16 protein-coding genes and 1 tRNA gene are annotated in these 16,448 nt (G+C 64.7%); 9 read left to right on the top strand and 8 right to left on the bottom strand.

Annotation, left to right across the window (positions count from 1 at the left end):
- Nucleotides 1–188: 188 nt before the first annotated feature.
- The 6 genes from rseP (at nt 189) to IOC69_RS00660 (ending at nt 7,946) form a co-directional block, all read left to right on the top strand.
- Nucleotides 189–1,337 carry an RIP metalloprotease RseP gene (gene rseP / locus IOC69_RS00685; RefSeq protein WP_290541599.1) on the top strand — a complete coding sequence of 383 codons (1,149 nt, stop codon included), beginning with the start codon at nt 189–191 and terminating at the stop codon, nt 1,335–1,337.
- Between the two features lie 103 nt (nt 1,338–1,440).
- Nucleotides 1,441–3,816 (top strand): outer membrane protein assembly factor BamA, encoded by a 2,376-nt coding sequence (gene bamA, locus IOC69_RS00680; protein ID WP_290541598.1) that lies wholly within the window; start codon nt 1,441–1,443, stop codon nt 3,814–3,816.
- Between the two features lie 231 nt (nt 3,817–4,047).
- A complete protein-coding gene (fabZ, locus tag IOC69_RS00675; protein ID WP_290541597.1) occupies nt 4,048–4,521 on the top strand; it encodes a 3-hydroxyacyl-ACP dehydratase FabZ in 474 nt (157 codons plus the stop codon).
- A 199-nt stretch (nt 4,522–4,720) separates the two neighbouring features.
- Nucleotides 4,721–6,025: a homoserine dehydrogenase gene (locus IOC69_RS00670; RefSeq protein WP_290541596.1), complete on the top strand. Its 1,305-nt coding sequence runs from the start codon at nt 4,721–4,723 to the stop codon at nt 6,023–6,025.
- Nucleotides 6,022–7,818 (top strand): single-stranded-DNA-specific exonuclease RecJ, encoded by a 1,797-nt coding sequence (gene recJ, locus IOC69_RS00665; RefSeq protein WP_290541595.1) that lies wholly within the window; start codon nt 6,022–6,024, stop codon nt 7,816–7,818. Before IOC69_RS00670 ends, recJ begins: the two co-directional genes overlap by 4 nt.
- Before the next feature lie 53 nt (nt 7,819–7,871).
- Nucleotides 7,872–7,946 (top strand) — tRNA-Glu (locus tag IOC69_RS00660).
- A 360-nt stretch (nt 7,947–8,306) separates the two neighbouring features.
- Here the strand turns inward: IOC69_RS00660 and IOC69_RS00655 are convergent.
- From IOC69_RS00655 to IOC69_RS00625, 7 genes are all read right to left on the bottom strand, one after another.
- Nucleotides 8,307–9,815, bottom strand: a complete 1,509-nt coding sequence (locus IOC69_RS00655; protein ID WP_290541594.1) for an arylsulfatase — start codon at nt 9,813–9,815, stop codon at nt 8,307–8,309.
- A 35-nt stretch (nt 9,816–9,850) separates the two neighbouring features.
- Entirely contained in the window at nt 9,851–10,291 is a 441-nt protein-coding gene (locus IOC69_RS00650; protein ID WP_290541593.1) for a DUF202 domain-containing protein, read from the bottom strand.
- Entirely contained in the window at nt 10,288–10,794 is a 507-nt protein-coding gene (locus tag IOC69_RS00645) for a hypothetical protein (RefSeq protein ID WP_290541592.1), read from the bottom strand. Before IOC69_RS00645 ends, IOC69_RS00650 begins: the two co-directional genes overlap by 4 nt.
- Nucleotides 10,794–11,771, bottom strand: a complete 978-nt coding sequence (locus tag IOC69_RS00640) for a formylglycine-generating enzyme family protein (protein WP_290541591.1) — start codon at nt 11,769–11,771, stop codon at nt 10,794–10,796. The genes IOC69_RS00645 and IOC69_RS00640 overlap by 1 nt, the downstream gene beginning before the upstream one ends.
- A 79-nt stretch (nt 11,772–11,850) precedes the next feature.
- Entirely contained in the window at nt 11,851–12,201 is a 351-nt protein-coding gene (locus tag IOC69_RS00635) for a hypothetical protein (RefSeq protein ID WP_290541590.1), read from the bottom strand.
- Between the two features lie 293 nt (nt 12,202–12,494).
- Nucleotides 12,495–13,547 (bottom strand): HD domain-containing phosphohydrolase, encoded by a 1,053-nt coding sequence (locus IOC69_RS00630; protein WP_290541589.1) that lies wholly within the window; start codon nt 13,545–13,547, stop codon nt 12,495–12,497.
- Nucleotides 13,548–13,557: 10 nt separating this feature from the next.
- Entirely contained in the window at nt 13,558–13,926 is a 369-nt protein-coding gene (locus IOC69_RS00625) for a hypothetical protein (protein ID WP_290541588.1), read from the bottom strand.
- A 235-nt stretch (nt 13,927–14,161) separates the two neighbouring features.
- Between IOC69_RS00625 and IOC69_RS00620 the strand changes: the two genes are divergently transcribed.
- A complete protein-coding gene (locus IOC69_RS00620; protein ID WP_290541587.1) occupies nt 14,162–14,413 on the top strand; it encodes a hypothetical protein in 252 nt (83 codons plus the stop codon).
- A 12-nt stretch (nt 14,414–14,425) separates the two neighbouring features.
- Entirely contained in the window at nt 14,426–14,875 is a 450-nt protein-coding gene (locus tag IOC69_RS00615; RefSeq protein ID WP_290541586.1) for a hypothetical protein, read from the top strand.
- Nucleotides 14,876–15,269: 394 nt separating this feature from the next.
- Here IOC69_RS00615 and IOC69_RS00610 read toward each other — a convergent pair whose 3' ends face one another.
- Nucleotides 15,270–15,845 carry a DUF2878 domain-containing protein gene (locus IOC69_RS00610; RefSeq protein WP_290541585.1) on the bottom strand — a complete coding sequence of 192 codons (576 nt, stop codon included), beginning with the start codon at nt 15,843–15,845 and terminating at the stop codon, nt 15,270–15,272.
- A gap of 71 nt (nt 15,846–15,916) precedes the next feature.
- Here IOC69_RS00610 and IOC69_RS00605 point away from each other — a divergent pair, with 71 nt between their 5' ends.
- Nucleotides 15,917–16,336, top strand: a complete 420-nt coding sequence (locus IOC69_RS00605) for a hypothetical protein (RefSeq protein ID WP_290541584.1) — start codon at nt 15,917–15,919, stop codon at nt 16,334–16,336.
- The last annotated feature ends 112 nt before the right edge of the window (nt 16,337–16,448 follow it).

The raw sequence follows: 16,448 nt of genomic DNA, 5'->3' as shown, positions 1-16,448 counted from the left end.
GTCCTCTGCCGGTTCGGGGTGCCAGAGCATGATCCGCAAAAGTGGAACCGCTTTTGCGACAAGATCATGCTCAAGCCATTGATCTTGCGCATGTTCTTTTCGGTCAGGCGATACCGCCTGAACGGAACATGCGAAAGGGGCATGACCGTTGAAGATAACGGCCTCCAGGCGGGCCGGGGAAGTGGGAAATGAACCTGTCGGAACTGCTGCACCTGCCGCTGAGCACGGGCGCCATCTATGTCGTGTCCTTTCTTGTGGGGCTTACCGTCATCGTCTTCATCCACGAGCTCGGCCACTTTCTGGTGGCGCGCTGGTGCGGGGTGGACGTCGAGGCCTTTTCGATCGGCTTCGGGCGCGAGATTTTCGGCTGGAATGACCGCAAGGGCACGCGCTGGAAGGTGGCCTGGCTGCCGCTCGGCGGCTATGTCCGCTTCCGGGGCGATGCCAATGCCTCCAGCCTGCCCGATGCCGAGGCGCTGGCGCGCGCCAGGCAGGACCCCGGCAATTTCCATGGCAAGCCGGTGTGGCAGCGCGCCCTTGTGGTGGCCGCCGGGCCCATCGCCAATTTCATCCTGGCCATTGCCATCTTCGCTGCCGCATTCATGATCGTCGGCCGGCCGCTGATTCCACCCAAGGTGGACGAGGTGCTGGCGGGCAGCGCGGCGGAGAAGGCCGGCATCCGCGCCGGCGACCTGATCGTGTCGATCGACGGCGCTCGCATCGACCGCTTCGAAGATCTGAGGATGGCGGTGATGACCAGGGCCGGCGAAGCGCTGCCGGTGGAACTGGTCAGGAACGGTGAAAGCATCACCCTCACCGTGGTGCCGCAGCTGCACGAGGAACCGGACAATTTCGGCGGCACGGTGCGCACCGGCCTCCTCGGCGTGAAGAGCGACCAGATGGGACCGATCCTCCATGAGCGGCTGGGGCCGGTGGCCGCCATCGGCGGCGGCATCGAACGCACCTGGTTCATCGTGCGCATGACCGTCGATTATGCCGGCAAGCTGTTCACCGGGCGCGAGAACGCCGACCAGCTTGGCGGCCCCATCTCCATGGCCAAAGCAACGGGTGACGCGGCCTCCGCCGGCTTCTGGCATTACGTCACAGTCATTGGCTTTTTGTCTGTCAGTATCGGTCTGCTTAACCTTTTTCCAATTCCTATGCTTGATGGTGGACACTTGGTTTACTATGCCGTCGAGGCGGTGCGGGGCAAACCCCTGGGCGAAAACGCTCAGGAGTGGGGCTTCCGCGCCGGTGTCTCGCTGGTGATCATGCTCATGGTGGTTGGCACCTGGAACGATCTCATGCGGGTGGCGACGGTGTGGCTGGGTGGGTGAGTGCGTGGGAAGGTTTCAATTGCAATGCGCCGCGGGGCGGGTGATACCCCTTCCTGCGATTCGGAACTCGGTTGGACGGCGCGCAAGTGGAAATGGCCGATTGATGCGTTATAAGTTTGTATTTGTTGCTTTCCTGGCCTTCTTACTGAGTGTTCTCGCGCCGGTCGCCGCGCCGGGAGTTGCCGTTACGCCAGCCTATGCGGAGGTGGTGACCGCGATCGTCGTGGAGGGTAACCAGCGCATCGAGAGCGACACGATCCTCTCTTATGTCCAGGTCAGCCGCGGGCAGAACGCCACGCCCGAAAAGATCGATGAGTCGGTCAAGGCGCTGTTCCAGACCGGCCTGTTTTCCGACGTTCAGATCACCCGCCGCGGCAACACGCTGGTGGTGAAGGTCGATGAAAACCCCATGGTCAACGAGGTGAACTTCGAGGGCAACAGGGCGGTCAAGGACGCCGACCTGGCGAAGGAAGTGGAGCTGAGGGAGCGCATGATGTTCACGCGCGCCAAGGTCCTTTCCGACGTCAACCGCATCATCGCCGTCTATCGCCGCGCCGGATATTACTCGGTCAAGGTTTCTCCCAAAATCATCCGCCTGCCGGAGAACCGCGTGAACGTGGTGTACGAGATCAACGAGGGCGGCGAGACCAAGGTCAGGCAGATCAACTTCGTCGGCAATAACGCGTTCAGCGCCAGCGCCCTGAAAGGCGTCATCGGCACCCAGGAATATTCGTGGTGGCGTTTCTTCAACCGCAACGACACTTACGATTCCGACCGCCTGGAATACGACAAGGAACTGCTGCGCCGCTATTACCTGAGGAACGGCTTCGCCGACGTGCAGGTGATCTCGGCGGAGGCGGTTCTCACTCCGTCCGGCGACGGTTTCATCATCACCTTCACCATCGATGAGGGGCCGCGCTATACGGTGGCCGACGTCGCCGTCAATGTGGGCGATGCCCAGCTCGATTCCAAGGATCTCATCGCCAACGTCAAGACCGGGGTGGGCGACTATTTCGACGCCACCAAGGTCGACAAGACGGTCGAACAGCTCACGCTTGAGGCGGCGCGCCAGGGCTTCGTCTTCGCCCGCGTCAACCCGGACATTGCGCGCGACCCCGGCAACAAGAGCCTCAACATCACCTATAATATCGTCGAGGGCCCGCGCACCTACATCGAGCGCATCGACATCGTCGGCAACTACCGCACCGAGGACGAGGTGATCCGCCGGGAACTCAATCTTTTTGAAGGCGACGCCTTCAACCGCGTCGTCATCGAGCGCGCCCGCCGACGCCTGACCGCGCTCGACTATTTCGAAAAGATCGACTTCCAGGAATCGGAGGGCTCCGCGCCCGACCGCGTGGTGCTCACCGTTGTTGTGCAGGAAAAGTCCACCGGGTCGGTCAATTTCTCGATCGGTTACGCAAGGCAGGAAAGAATCGTCGGCTCGATATCGCTGCAGGAGCGCAACTTCCTCGGCAAGGGCTATGACGTTAAGGTGAATATCTCCGGCAGCTGGTATCGGCAGAACGTCACCCTGAGCTTCACCGATCCCTACTTCATGGGGCTGCCGGTTTCCGCCGGTTTTGACGTTTTCGCCACCAACGTCAACAACCAGCAGGAGTCGAACTACAACAGCCAGATGCTGGGCTTCGCGCTGCGCACCGGCTTCCGCATCGACGAATACAGCGGCATCAACTTCAGATACGGCCTCAGCTGGCGCGATGTGAACCAGATCAGCAAGTCGCAGGCCTCGCCGGCGGTGATCGAGTCTCAGGGCGAGTCCACCAAGTCCGCTGTGCAGGCCACCTATACCTGGGACAATCTCGACAACCCGGTGCGTCCGACCAACGGTTTCCGCGGCCAGCTTGAGGGCGAAATCGCCGGTCTCGGCGGCGACGTGGACTACGGCAAGCTGGAGGCCCATGGCTGGTACTTCCTGCCGGTCTACGAGGACGCCGTGGTGCTGAAAATCGAGGCCAACGCCGGCCAGCTTCTGCCCTTCAACGGCGACAATGCCCGCCTGCAGGACCGCTTCTTCAAGGGCGGCGACACATTCCGTGGCTTCCAGCCGGCCGGCGTCGGCCCGCGCCAGCGGGGCAACAGCGGCAGCACCGACGCGGTCGGCGGCAAGACCTACGCCATCGGCACGCTGGAAATGACCTTCCCAATCGGCCTGCCCGAGCAGTGGGGCATCCTCGGCGAGGCGTTCACCGATTTCGGCACGGTCTTCGACTCGGGCGTCGATACTGTGCTGGCGGGCCAGGGCGACTGTTCCTATGGCAACAACAGCTTGCCGCTCGGCCCCAATGCCAGCAATTGCACCAGCTATGATTCGGCCGCGTTCCGCCTGTCCGTCGGCACGGGCGTGATCTGGTCCTCGCCCTTCGGCCCGCTGCGTTTCGAAGCGGCCTATCCGCTGCTGAAAGCGGACAGCGACAAGACGGAGTACTTCCGCTTCTCGGTCGGCACCGCCTTCTAGACGGAGGCCGGACACAGGCCCAGCGCATCTTCCGTTCAGGCCGAATCGCCTGGTCGGAACATGCGCCAGATCGAAAGCCTGAGCATGATCTTATCGCAAAAGCGGGTTCCACTTTTGCGGTTCATACTCTAAGAAACGTCCGTCCGGAGCGGAACAAGCGCTACGCAGGCTGGCGCGCGTCCGGTGAATCCGCGTCGGCCGTCCGTCACTTTTTTCGGAGATATGGGCGATATGACCGAAGCCATAGCGGCCCCTGAACTGAAGACGGCGGATATTGCGCGCATAATGAAGCTGTTGCCGCACCGCTATCCCTTCCTTCTCATCGACCGCATGTATGACATGAACGGCGAGGAGAGCGGCGTTGCCGTCAAGAACGTGACCATGAACGAGCCCTTCTTCCAGGGTCATTTCCCCGGCCGCCCCGTGATGCCCGGCGTGCTCCTCGTCGAGGCCATGGCCCAGGCGGCGGGCGCCCTGGTGCTCAACCACCTGGGCGACGAACACGCCGGCAAGCTCGTCTTCTTCATGTCGATCGACAAGGCCCGCTTCCGGAAACCCGTCGTGCCGGGTGACAGCGTGCACATTCACGTCAAACTGTCGAACAGGCGCCCGCCGGTGTGGAAATACTGGGCCGAGGCCATGGTCGACGGCAAGAAAGCCGCCGAAGCCGAAATCGGCGCCATGCTGATGAACGAGCGGGGCTAGCGCTTGTCCCGTTGAGGCGGAATTGCCTGAACGGAACATGCGCCGAATCATATGCCTGAGCATGATCCTGTCGCAAGAGTGGTTCCGCTCTTGCGGATCATGCTCCAGTGACCAGCCAGCAGCAGGCGTTGCCAAGCCTTCGGTCTCCCGCCATAAGACGCGGCAGTTGAGGCAGATTCACCGTTTGGCGGGCACCGACATGACGAAAGCGTTGCGGCTGGGAATTGCGGGTCTGGGCACCGTCGGGGTGGGCGTTCTCGACATCCTGGCCCGGCACAAGGACCTGGTTGCGGTGCGGGCCGGACGGCCCGTCGAGGTGGTGGCGGTGTCGGCCCGGAGCAAGGGCAAGGACCGCGGGCATGACCTCTCCGGGATCGCCTGGTACGATGACCCGGTGAAACTCGCCGCCGACCCCAATACTGACGTCTTCGTGGAACTGATGGGAGGCGAGGGCGACCCGGCGAAGAGTGCCGTCGAAACCGCGCTGAAGGCGGGCAAGCATGTGATCACCGCCAACAAAGCGCTTCTTGCCCATCACGGCTCCGCGCTCGCCCGGCTGGCGGAGGAGCAGGGCGTTGCGCTGAACTTCGAGGCCTCCGTCGCGGGCGGCATTCCCATTATCAAGACGATCCGCGAGGGGCTGGCGGGCAACCGCGCCGGCAAGCTGTTCGGCATCATGAACGGCACCTGCAACTACATCCTCACCAAGATGGCCAACGAGGGCCGCGGCTTCGCCGACGTGCTGAGGGAAGCCCAGCAGCTGGGCTATGCCGAGGCTGATCCGACCTTCGACGTGGGTGGCTTCGACACGGCGCACAAGCTTGCGGTGCTCACCTCGCTCGCCTTCGGAGCGGAAGTGAACCTCGAGGCCATCGACATTGAGGGGATCGAGCAGATCACGCTCGAGGACATCCGCCAGGCGGGCGAGATGGGCTACAAGATCAAGCTCCTCGGCGTTGCCGTCTCCTCGGAGCAGGGGATCGAGCAGCGCGTGCACCCGACGCTCATTCCCAAGGGCTCGCCCGCCGCCGACACCGATGGCGTGTTCAACGCGGTGGTGGTCAAGGGCGACTTCGTGGGCGAGCTGATGCTGGAAGGCCGTGGCGCGGGCGCCCATCCCACCGCCTCCGCCGTGCTCTCCGACATCGCCGACATCGCGCGCGGCAATTTCCGCCCGGCCTTCGGCATTCCGGCGAGGCAGCTGCGCCCCTACAAGGCGGCGCCGCAGAAGGCGCATGAGGGCGGCTTCTACGTGGCGCTGACACTTCAGGACAAGCCCGGCGCGGTCGCGGCCGTGGCGAAAATCCTCGCTGACGAGAACATCTCGATTGAGTCGATTTTCCAGCGCGGCAAGCTGGAGAAGGACGAGACGCGCGCCACCGCACCCTTCATCCTCATCACCCATGACACGGTTGAAAGCGCCATGCGCGCCGCCCTCGGGCGCATCGAGCAGGACGGCCATGTGGCGGGCCGCCCGCGCATGATCCGGATCGAGAGGCTTTGATCGCCGGCGCGAAAACGCGTCCCTTCCTTAACGTCGAGCGCTCGGCGTCGGCCCGGCGCTGGACGGCGCGGCTTGACGACCAGCGCATCGCCGAGGCGATTTCGCAGCGCCATGAACTGCCTGAGATCATCGGTCGCGTGCTTGCCGCGCGCGGTGTGGGTGTCGATGAGGCCGAAGCTTTCCTCAGCCCGACGATCCGCGCGCTGATGCCGCAGCCCTCGGCTCTGCGCGACATGGAAAAGGGGGCGGCGCGGCTGGCCGGGGCGATCGCCTCGGGAGAGAAGATCGGCGTCATCGCGGACTATGATGTCGATGGCGTGTCCTCCGCCGCGATGCTCACGCTGTTTCTGAGGGCCGTGGGGTCTTCGTGTGCCGTGCACATTCCCGACCGGCTGACCGAGGGCTATGGCCCAAGCCTGACGGCGGTGGAAAGCCTGAAGGCGCAAGGGTCCCAGCTTCTCGTCACCCTCGACTGCGGGGTGATGGCGCATGATCCGCTGCTGCGCGCGGCGGAGCTGGGGATGACGACGGTCATCGTCGACCACCACCAGGCGGGCGAGTTGCTGCCCGAGGCCCATGCCGTCATCAATCCCAACCGGCAGGACGATACGTCCGGCCTTGGCTATCTCTGCGCGGCGGGTGTGACGATGATCTTCATCGCCACGGTCAACAAGCTGCTGAGGCTGAAGGGCTGGTATAACGAGGGGAGGCCGGAGCCCAACATGCTGCGGTGGCTGGAACTCGTGAGCCTCGCCACCGTGTGCGATGTCGTGCCGCTCAAGGGCCTCAACCGCGCCTATGTGACGCAAGGCCTCAAGATCATGGCGCGGCGCGAGAACTTAGGCCTGGCCTGCCTCGCCGACGTGGCGCGGCTAAAGAGGAAGCCCGACACCCATGCGCTGGGCTATCTGCTGGGCCCGCGCATCAATGCGGCAGGCCGCATCGGCGATGCCGCGATGGCGCTCACGCTTCTCACCACCGAGGACAAGGGCGAGGCGGCGCAGATCACGCAGGAACTGGAGCGGCTGAACCGCGAGCGCCAGGAGATCGAGCTTGCCGTCGTCGACCAGGCCATGATCCAGGCTGACAACATGCTGGGCAAGGAGCGGCGCGGCAGCGTGCTGATGGTCTCCGGCCGGGGCTGGCACCCGGGCGTGGTCGGCCTCGCCGCCGCACGGCTCAAGGAACGCTTCATGCTGCCGAGCTTCGTTTTGGCGGAAGACAGGGAGGGCAAGCTCGCCTCGGGTTCGGGCCGCTCCGTGCCTGGCGTCGATATCGGCTCCGCCGTGCGCGAGGCCTTTGAGTCGGGGCTGATCGTCAAGGGCGGGGGGCACGCCATGGCGGCGGGCCTCACGGTCGGGACGGAGCGCCTCGGCGACCTGCGCGGCTTCCTCGAGGAGCGGCTCGGCCCACAGGTGGCGGCCGCCCAGGACCGGGCGCTGGCAATCGATGCGGCCCTGACGGCTGGCGCGGCGACACTGGAGCTGATCGAGCTTCTGGAGCAGGCAGGCCCCTATGGCACGGGCCACCCGTCGCCCGTTTTCGCCTTTCCCGCCCACCGCGTGCTTTATGCCGGCCGGGCGGGGGGCGACCACATCCGGTGCACGCTGGCCGCCTCCGATGGCAAGAAGCTGAAGGCGGTCGCCTTCCGCGCCATGGGCACGGAACTGGGCGAATTGCTGCTGAGCGAGAGGCAGTTACCCCTTCACGTGGCGGGTCGGCTGACGATCGACGACTGGTCCGGGGCCCGCCTTCCCTGCCTCCACATCGAGGATGCGGCACGCGTCTCGTAAGGCTTGCCAAGCCAGCCGAACCCCCTTATAGAGCGGCCACTCGCCTGGCGAGGGCGCCCTTCGTCTATCGGTTAGGACGACAGCCTTTCACGTTGTAAAGACGGGTTCGACTCCCGTAGGGCGCGCCACTTCTTCCTTCTTGTCACCATCCTTGCAAATTCGGTCGGTTGTTCCGCGGCGGAGCGCGCGGACAGCAACGGACGACTGCCCGGCGCGCGCCGCAGTTGGACTGTGAAGCTCAGACCTTCTCTACCGCCGGGATCATCCATGTGCCGTCGATGATCGAGGGCTTGGTCTCTTCCGGCCAGTAGAGGCGCAGCATGAGGTGAAACTTGCCCTTGGGCGCAGGCGATATTCGTGACGACGCGGCGCGCCATCTCCATCGTCACTGGAGCAGGTTTCGGTTCAGTGAACTCGAAACCTGCTCTGTTTCTTTGTTTGGTCGCATTTTCGACGGTCAACCGGTGTCCACTTGACCTGAAAATGCTTTAGTGATTGGCGCTGGAAGTTGATTCCTCGAGGGTGCGCATAACGGCGTCGAGGTTGAAGGAGGCTGGCTTCTGGCGCGGCGGGAACTTTTTGAAGTTCTCGATCTGGTCGGCCACCACGCCCTGCATCGCATAGACGATATAGGCGTGGCTGATCACCCAGTCCCAGTAGGTGTTGGAGTTCTCATCCGCGCGTTCGAAGGGGTCACGCCGGAGGTTGAACATCTTCGGCGCGCGCAGCTTGACGAAGGGCTCGAACCAGCACTGCAGCGTCTTGGCCCGCTGCTCCATCAGCACGACTTTCCAGTCCTGCATGCGGATGGCCAGAATGTCGCCGTCGTCCGAGATGTAGAAGAAGGAATTGCGCGGGCTCTCCTTCGTCTTGCCGGCCAGGTAGGGCAGCATGTCGTAGCCGTCGAGGTGGACCTTGTAGGTTGTCTTGCCGGCCTTGTGGCCCTTCAGCAGCTTCTCCTTGATGTCGGGCTCGCCCGCCGCCGAAAGGAAGGTGGGCAGCATGTCCTGGTGCGAGACGATGCCGTTCGCCACCGATCCCGCGGGAATATGCCCGGGCCAGCGCAGGAAGGCCGGCACGCGCCAGCCGCCTTCCCAGTTGGTGTTCTTCTCCGAGCGGAAGGGCGTGATGCCGGCATCGGGCCAGGTGTTGTAGTGGACGCCATTGTCGGTCGAATACATGACGATGGTGTCGTCGGCGATGCCGAGCGCGTCGAGCTTGTCGAGCATGCGGCCGATGTTCTCGTCATGCGCCACCATCACGTCGTTGTAGTCGCCCTGGCCGTTGCTCTTGCCCTTGTGCCTCGGCGCACAATGGGTGCGGAAATGCATGCCGGTGGTGTTGTACCAGACGAAGAAGGGCTCATCGGCCTTGTGCGCATCGTCGATGAAGCGCAGCGCATGTTCCGTCACCTCGTCGTCGATCGTTTCCATGCGCTTCCTGGTGAGAGGGCCCGTATCGGTGATCTTCTGGCCGCCCTTGCCGTCAGCCCAGCTGTGGATGACGCCGCGCGGGCCGAAGCGCTTCTTGAAATTCGGATCCTTCGGATAGTCCGGGTCCTCCGGCTCTTCCTCGGCATTGAGGTGATAGAGATTGCCGAAGAACTCGTCGAAGCCATGCAGCGTGGGCAGGAACTCGTCCTTGTCGCCCAGGTGGTTCTTGCCGAACTGGCCGGTGCGGTAGCCATGGGGCTTGAGGAGTGCGGCGATCGTCGGGTCTTCCTTCTGGAGGCCCACGTCGGCGCCCGGCATGCCCACCTTGGTGAGGCCGGTGCGGATCGGGTTTTGCCCGCAGAGGAAGGCGGCACGGCCGGCGGTGCAGCTCTGCTGGCCGTAATAGTCTGTGAAGGCCACGCCTTCGTTGCCGATGCGGTCGATGTTGGGCGTGCGGTAGCCCATCTGGCCGCGGCTGTTGTAGCTGATGTTCCACCAGCCGATGTCGTCACCCCACAGCACCAGGATGTTCGGCTTCTTGGTTTTCTTCGGTTTGGTCGCCATCGCTCCGTCTCCCGTTTGAGTTTATAGAGGCACGTTCAGATCAGTCGCAGAAGCACGCTGAGGAAGGCGAAGATCCCCACCACCAGCAGCACCAGCGCCACGGCGACGACGGGGGATTTGCGGCCCTCCGGCGTCATGCCGGCAATGGCCGCGTAATCGCCGCTCCACAGATAGTTGATGGTCCAGCGGTATTCCCACATCGACACGACAAGCGAGCCGATGCCGGCCCCGATCAGCGCGAGGCCCAAATAGTTCGGCGCATTGGGGTAGACGGCGGGCACCGCACCCGGAACGGCCTGCATGCGCTCGAAAAACTGCACAATGGTGAAGCCGAAGGCGATGAGCGAGACCGCAGTGCGGATCCAGGCAAGGATGGTGCGCTCCACCGCGAACCTCGTCCGCATCCACGCGAAATGGGTTTCGGCCGCGGTCTTTACGGTGAAGCGGCCTTCTTTGGCGGTCTCAATCTCGCTCATGCCTTGTCCTGTGGTGACGCGCCCGCGCCCATGAGCTGCGCAAGGCGCTGGAAGGGCCCCCGCAGCAGAAGATAGGGCACGAAGGCGAGCAGCACCGCGACGATCGCCGCCTCGCCGGGATAGAATGTCTTGAACACGATCAGCTGATAGACGACGTCCATGGCGAGTCCGAGCAGGATGACGCGCGATGTGGCGATGAGCCCGTCATAAAGCCGGTCAGCCCGCGGGGCGGAGCCGGTGACGAGGCTCCAGAAATAGGCAGGCGCCCCGCTGCGCGCATCGCGCACGCCATCGACAGCGGCGAGCACCGAGGCCATCACCGGCTGCAGGATGAAGCGGAACGTCATCGGCCCGCCGGGGCGCTCGGCAATGGAGCGGAACACCCGGTTCCACACCTCAGCCGACATGCCATGGGTGACCAGGCCGACGAGGGCGAAGACGATGACCAGCGCCACCGTGGTCCGGGCGAGCACGATCTGCGTCGTCGTGGCGCTCCGTGCCATCAGCCTGTCTTCTCCAAGCGCTTTATGCAGCGGAAACCGACATGGCTCATCGCCGTGTCGACCGGCTGCGCGTGGCGCGCCGCAGGGCGGTAGCGTCGGCAATAGCTGGGAGCGCAGAGATGCGAGCCGCCCTTCACCACCTTGCGCGGGATTCGGAACTGCGGCTGCTGCGGATCATAGCTCTGGCCTTCGGCCACGCCGCGCGGGTTCAACGGCACGCAGCAGCTCTTCTGTGCGGGATGCCGCGCCGCATACCAGTCCGTCGTCCACTCCCACACATTGCCGACCATATCGTGGAGGCCGAATCCATTGGCGGGGTAAACGCCCACCGGCGAGGTGCGGGTGAAGCCGTCCGCCTCGCTATTCTGCCAGGGGAACTGGCCCTGCCATATATTGGCCATGTGGCGGCCGCCGGGCGCCAACTCGTCGCCCCAGGCGAATTCCTTGCCCTCGAGCCCGCCGCGCGCGGCATATTCCCATTCGGCTTCCGTGGGCAGCGCCTTGCCCGCCCAGGCGGCATAGGCCTCGGCATCCTGATAAGAGATGTGGACGGCGGGATGGTCCTCAAGGCCATTGAGCGTGGAGTCCGGGCCATAGGGGCGCCGCCAGTCCGCGCCGATGACGAAGGCCCACCAGTTGCCATAATTGTTGAGGTCCACCGGACGATCTGGCGGCGTAAACACCATGGAGCCCGGCTTCAGCATTTCGGGCAGGATGCCGGGATAGTCCTTCGGGTCCGGCGCGATCTGGGCGAAGGTCACATAACCGGTTTCATTCACGAAGCGCGAAAACTCACGGTTGGTGACGGGATACTCGTCGATCCAGAAGCCATCGACGCGCACACGGTGCGCCGGCCTTTCCTCCGGATAGTGCCGGTCCGACCCCATGAGGAACTCACCGCCCGGCACGAACGCCATGCGTGAGTGAGGCGCGGCCGCGTGGGGCGCCGCCGCCGCCGCAAGGTCAGTCACTGTCATCCGGCCAACCGATCTCGATGGACAGCGTTGTGACGGAGCCAGGCATAATTGTGGTGGATGCCCGGCGCACCACCAGCTGCTACCGCGCCATGCAGTTGCGAAACGAATAATTGTAATAGGCGTTCCAGCGGCTGGTGGAAGCGAGCAGCCCCGCGCCGCCGCCGATCAGCGCACCGCGCCCGGCATTGCGGCCTGTGTTGCGGCGGCTGCCGCTGGCGATGGCGCCAATGGCAGCGCCACCCGCCGCACCCGTGGCGGTGGTGCGCCGCGTGTTGCGGTCGGCATGGCGGCGGGCCTGCTGCGAACACTGGTTGCTGCGCGCTCGCGAGGCGGAGGCTTCGGCCTGCGTCACCAGTTCGGGTGTCGCGATGGCCGTAAGGGCCAGGAAGGCGGCGGCGATAACGCAGACGCGCATCAAGGATCTGAGCATGGGTGTTCTCTCACGTGGATTGCTTAATCGACGCGGATCAGACTAGCACAACCGCCGTGGAAGAATATTCAAAAAATGGTTATTCGCCAGTGGCGGGCAGAAGTCCGCGGGTGAGCGCGCGCTCGCCCTTCCATGCACCGGCGCAATGAGTGTCGCGCCAGACCCACCCCGGGGGCGAGCCGCGCCGGCCAGAGTATCCGCAATAATGGAGCCGGCTTTGCGATAAGATCATGCTCAAGTTTTTGATCTGGCGCATGTTCCCACCACGCGGTTCCACCGGATCGGAACATGCGCTAAGCCGCGTCGGCGGCGTCGTCTTCAGAGTCTGGCATGCATCGCATGACCTGGGCAATCTCGTCCCGGGCGCTTTCGAAGGCGGCAACACAGGCGGGGTCGAACTGTTCGCCGGCGTTGTCATGGAGATAGGTGAAGGCGTTGGTGACCGACCATGCGGCCTTGTAGGAACGCACGCTGGTCAGCGCGTCGAACACGTCGGCCACGGCTGCGATGCGGCCGACGAGCGGAATCCGCTCGGCTCGAAGCCGCTGCGGATAGCCCGAACCATCCCAGCGCTCGTGATGCGAGAGGGCAATTTCGGCCGCCATGCGGAACACGCGCGACCGGCTGCCCTTGAGCAGGCCGTGGCCGATGCGGGTGTGCTCCTCCATCGCCTTGCGCTCCTCGGGTGACAGGAAACCCGCCTTGCGCAGCAGTGCATCGCTCAGGCCCGCCTTGCCGATGTCGTGCAGCGGCGCCGCGTGGCGGATATCGTGGCAGAACTCCCCGGGCATGCCCAGATTATGCGCGAGGATGGCGCAATAGCGGGCCATGCGCTGGCCGTGCATCGGCGACTCCAAATCCCGGCAGCACGCAACTTTCACCAGAGTTGCCAGATATTCCTCCTCGCGCGCGCTGATCTGGGAGGCTGCGGCGGGGTCGTTCCATTCCGCCTCGGCCTGCGCGGCATGGCGGGGGCGCGCAAGACTCTGGATGCGGGCGCGGAATTCGACCGGGTTGATGGGCTTTCCCAGAACTTCGGCAATGCCCGCTTCGGCGGCCCGCGTACGCAGAGCCCCATCCGGCTCATCGGCGGTGAGCAGGATGGGCTTGTCGTGGAGGCGCGGATCGTCCATCAGGCGCTGCGCAAGCGCGATGCCGTCCAGCTGCGCCATGCGGCTTGCCACAACCGCCACGTCATAGTCGATACGCCCCAGGCTGGCGAGCAGCAGCTGGGCATCGGTCTGCAGCAGCGTGGAGCAATCGGGCAGCTTGCGCACCAGCATGTCCATGAGGGCGAGGCTGGTGCGGTTGTCATCGACGATCAGGACGGAGAGTCGGGCGCTCATCGGATAATCCTTATGAAGCATGCTTGAGTGAGGGAACGAAGCGGATGCGCGCCGCCTCCGAGGCGAGAAGACGCGGACCATCCGGCGCGAGCGGAGCAGCCCGCAGTCCGCGCACCCGCGCGGCCAGCGCCGCGAGCCCCAGCGTCTCTGCGGAATCGAGCACCACCGCCAGCACGGCGTCCGCCGCGTCCGCGTCTTCCGCCGCCTGACCGGCCTCGAATTGCGACAGCAGATAGGGCAGATCGGCCATGAACAGGCGCAGGACATCGCGCAGGCCCGCCTCGCCGACATCCGCGAGGAGGCTGGCCAGGCGTTGCACGTCCCACACTTCGGGAGGTGCGGATGGGGGGCGGGAGTCCGTGAGAGCATGCGCTGTCATGGCAGTCCTGAAAAGTCGTTGGCGGGCGGGCCCGCACGATGGACGAGGGGAGGGATGCCGGAACCTTCCGGCGGGCGGGGCGGCGTGATGCCTCGGCCCCGTAGGGCCGCCACCTGCAATGCTGTTCAGATTTCCACAGACGTGTTAACGTGTTTACAATCGCAGCGCGGAAGTTTCCCGCCGCACATTCTTTATTCGCTTACCACGCGGCGGGACGGGCAAGGAGGCTCTTGGCATGGCGCTGGGCAAGACGCTGCGGACCGAACTCGACGAGATCAGGGCCGAGCTGGCGAAGCTGCGCGCGGCGCAAAACCCGCCCGGCGGCGAGGCGGCGCAAGGCGGCCTTAACGAGCAGATCGCGGATCTCAACCGCCTCGTTCAGGACATGCTGGAGAACGCGGAAGAAACCATCGCGGAACATCCGGTGGCCACTGTCGCGGGCGCACTGGCGCTCGGCATCGTCATCGGCCGCCTCACCGCGCATTAGGGAAAACGGGCTATGAACCTGAACAGCTTTTCCCGCCACATCCGCCTTATCCTGCGCGGCGAAGTGCTGCTGGTGCAGGCCAGGCTCGCTTTCGCCATGAAGCGCTCGGCCTTCCTGGGCTTCGCGCTGCTCTTCGCGGGGCTGGGGTTCGTGTTCATCAACATGGGGCTTTTCGTCTGGCTCTCCCCGCTGTGGGGACCGGTGTGGACGCCTGCGGGCCTGGGCCTGATCAACCTCGCGCTCGCGGCGGCGGCGCTGGCGATCGCCGCCTTCGTCAAGCCCGGCCCCGAAATGGCGCTGGCGGAAGAAATCCGCAACATGGCGGCGGACTCGATCGAAACCGAAATCCGCTCCGCGCCGCTGATGGGAGGCCTCGGCGGCGGGTCGGTGGCGGGGCTCCTGCTGCCGGCGATCTCCACCATCATCGGCGCCATGGCCAAGCGCCGCAAAGACAAGGCCTGACGCCTGCGGCGGGAGGCCGAAACTGCGGATGCCGCCAATAAAGCATTTTCAGGTCAAATGGCCACCGGGTGACCGTCGAAAATGCGACCAAGCAAAGAGATGGAGCAGGTTTCGAGTCCACTGAACCGAAACCTGCTCTGGCACCGCGAGCATCGCCCACGCCGCCGCCTAGGCCCCGGCCGGTGCATGGGCCGATCAGGCGGAATCGCCTGAACGAAAAGAACATGCGCCAGATCAATAGCTTGAGCATGCCCTTATCGCAAAAGCGGGTTCCACTCTGGCCGATCACGCTGTTGTGCCGGCGGCGCATGGGTGGGGCCGTGCGCAGGCGGCAGAGCGCCGGGGCGGAGGCAAAATTCAAGGCCGGGCGGGTCCCTCCATCCGTCGGGCCGGTTCACTTGCCCGGCAGACTGTCGCCTGATGCATGATCGGGATCGACTCCTCTTGCGGAAGACCGCGGCGAGATGGCCTGCGCCAGCCCCATAATGGCGGGGAAGGCCAGCGCCCAGGCGAGCCCGATCAACGCCAGCGACCCGGGCGGCGGCATTTCCGCGGCTCCCATCCTGGCGCCTGTCCAATAGGCCAGCGGACCGAAGGCCAGGCCCAGCAGCGCCTGCAGCCCGGGACGGCCCATGAGCCAGCCGAGGCTGCCATTGGGCAGGCTGGCGAAGCCCAGCCACAGTGCCCAGACCCAGATGGGCGGCAGCACGCCCAGCACCGGCGTGCCGGCGAAGGTGACAAGCCCTGCCCCCATGAAGCCCGTCTCCAGCAGGATGCCGAACAGGGCGATGGCCAGCACGGCGCGCAGCTCCGCCCAGATCACCGCCCGGCTCACGAAAAGGTGAAAAGCCAGCACGCCAAGGGCGGGAAGGCCGCCGATCACCGGCCAGCCGACAGCGCCGCCAGCCACGGCGGAAACCCAGGCGGCGTCGAAGGCGAGGAACTGAAACAGGGCTGTGAAGGCGTGCATGCGGTCTGGCTGAGGCTGTTCTGCGTAGGAGCAAGGTCGGTTTCAGGGAGACTGTTTTGAGAATGCAAATCATGCGCTTTACGCGCGCCGCGGGTCTGCGGTTCTTGCCCGCTGGTCTGGCGCTGGCCCTGCTTGCGGCGCCGGCCGCGGCTGGGAAGCTGGCCGGCGCCGAACTCCAGTCCTTCATAAGCGGCAAGCGCGTTTATCTCGCGGCGCCGCTGGGTGGGGAGATTCCGCTCACCTACCGCGCAGGCGGCGTGGTCGACGGCTCGGGCGAGGCGGCTGGTCTTGGCAAATACATGACGCCGAAGGACCGTGGCCGCTGGTGGGTGGCGGGCGAAAGGCTGTGCCAGAAGTGGCAGCAATGGTATGGCGGCAAGACCTTCTGCTTCACGGTCACCAAGCTGTCAGGCAACAAGATCAAATGGGTGCGCGACGACGGCAGGAGCGGGGTGGCCCGCCTGCGCGAAATCTCGGCCACAGCCCCTTGAAGCATTTTCCGGTCACGTGGAAACCGGTTGACCGTGGAAAATACGTTAAAATAGATGGATAAGGTTTCGATCCGCTCTGATCGAAACCCTATCGAGCCGCGCCACGATAAAG

Source organism: Aestuariivirga sp., assembly GCF_020252405.1.
GTDB lineage: Bacteria > Pseudomonadota > Alphaproteobacteria > Rhizobiales > Aestuariivirgaceae > Aestuariivirga.
This window is presented reverse-complemented; position numbering and strand designations above follow the sequence as displayed.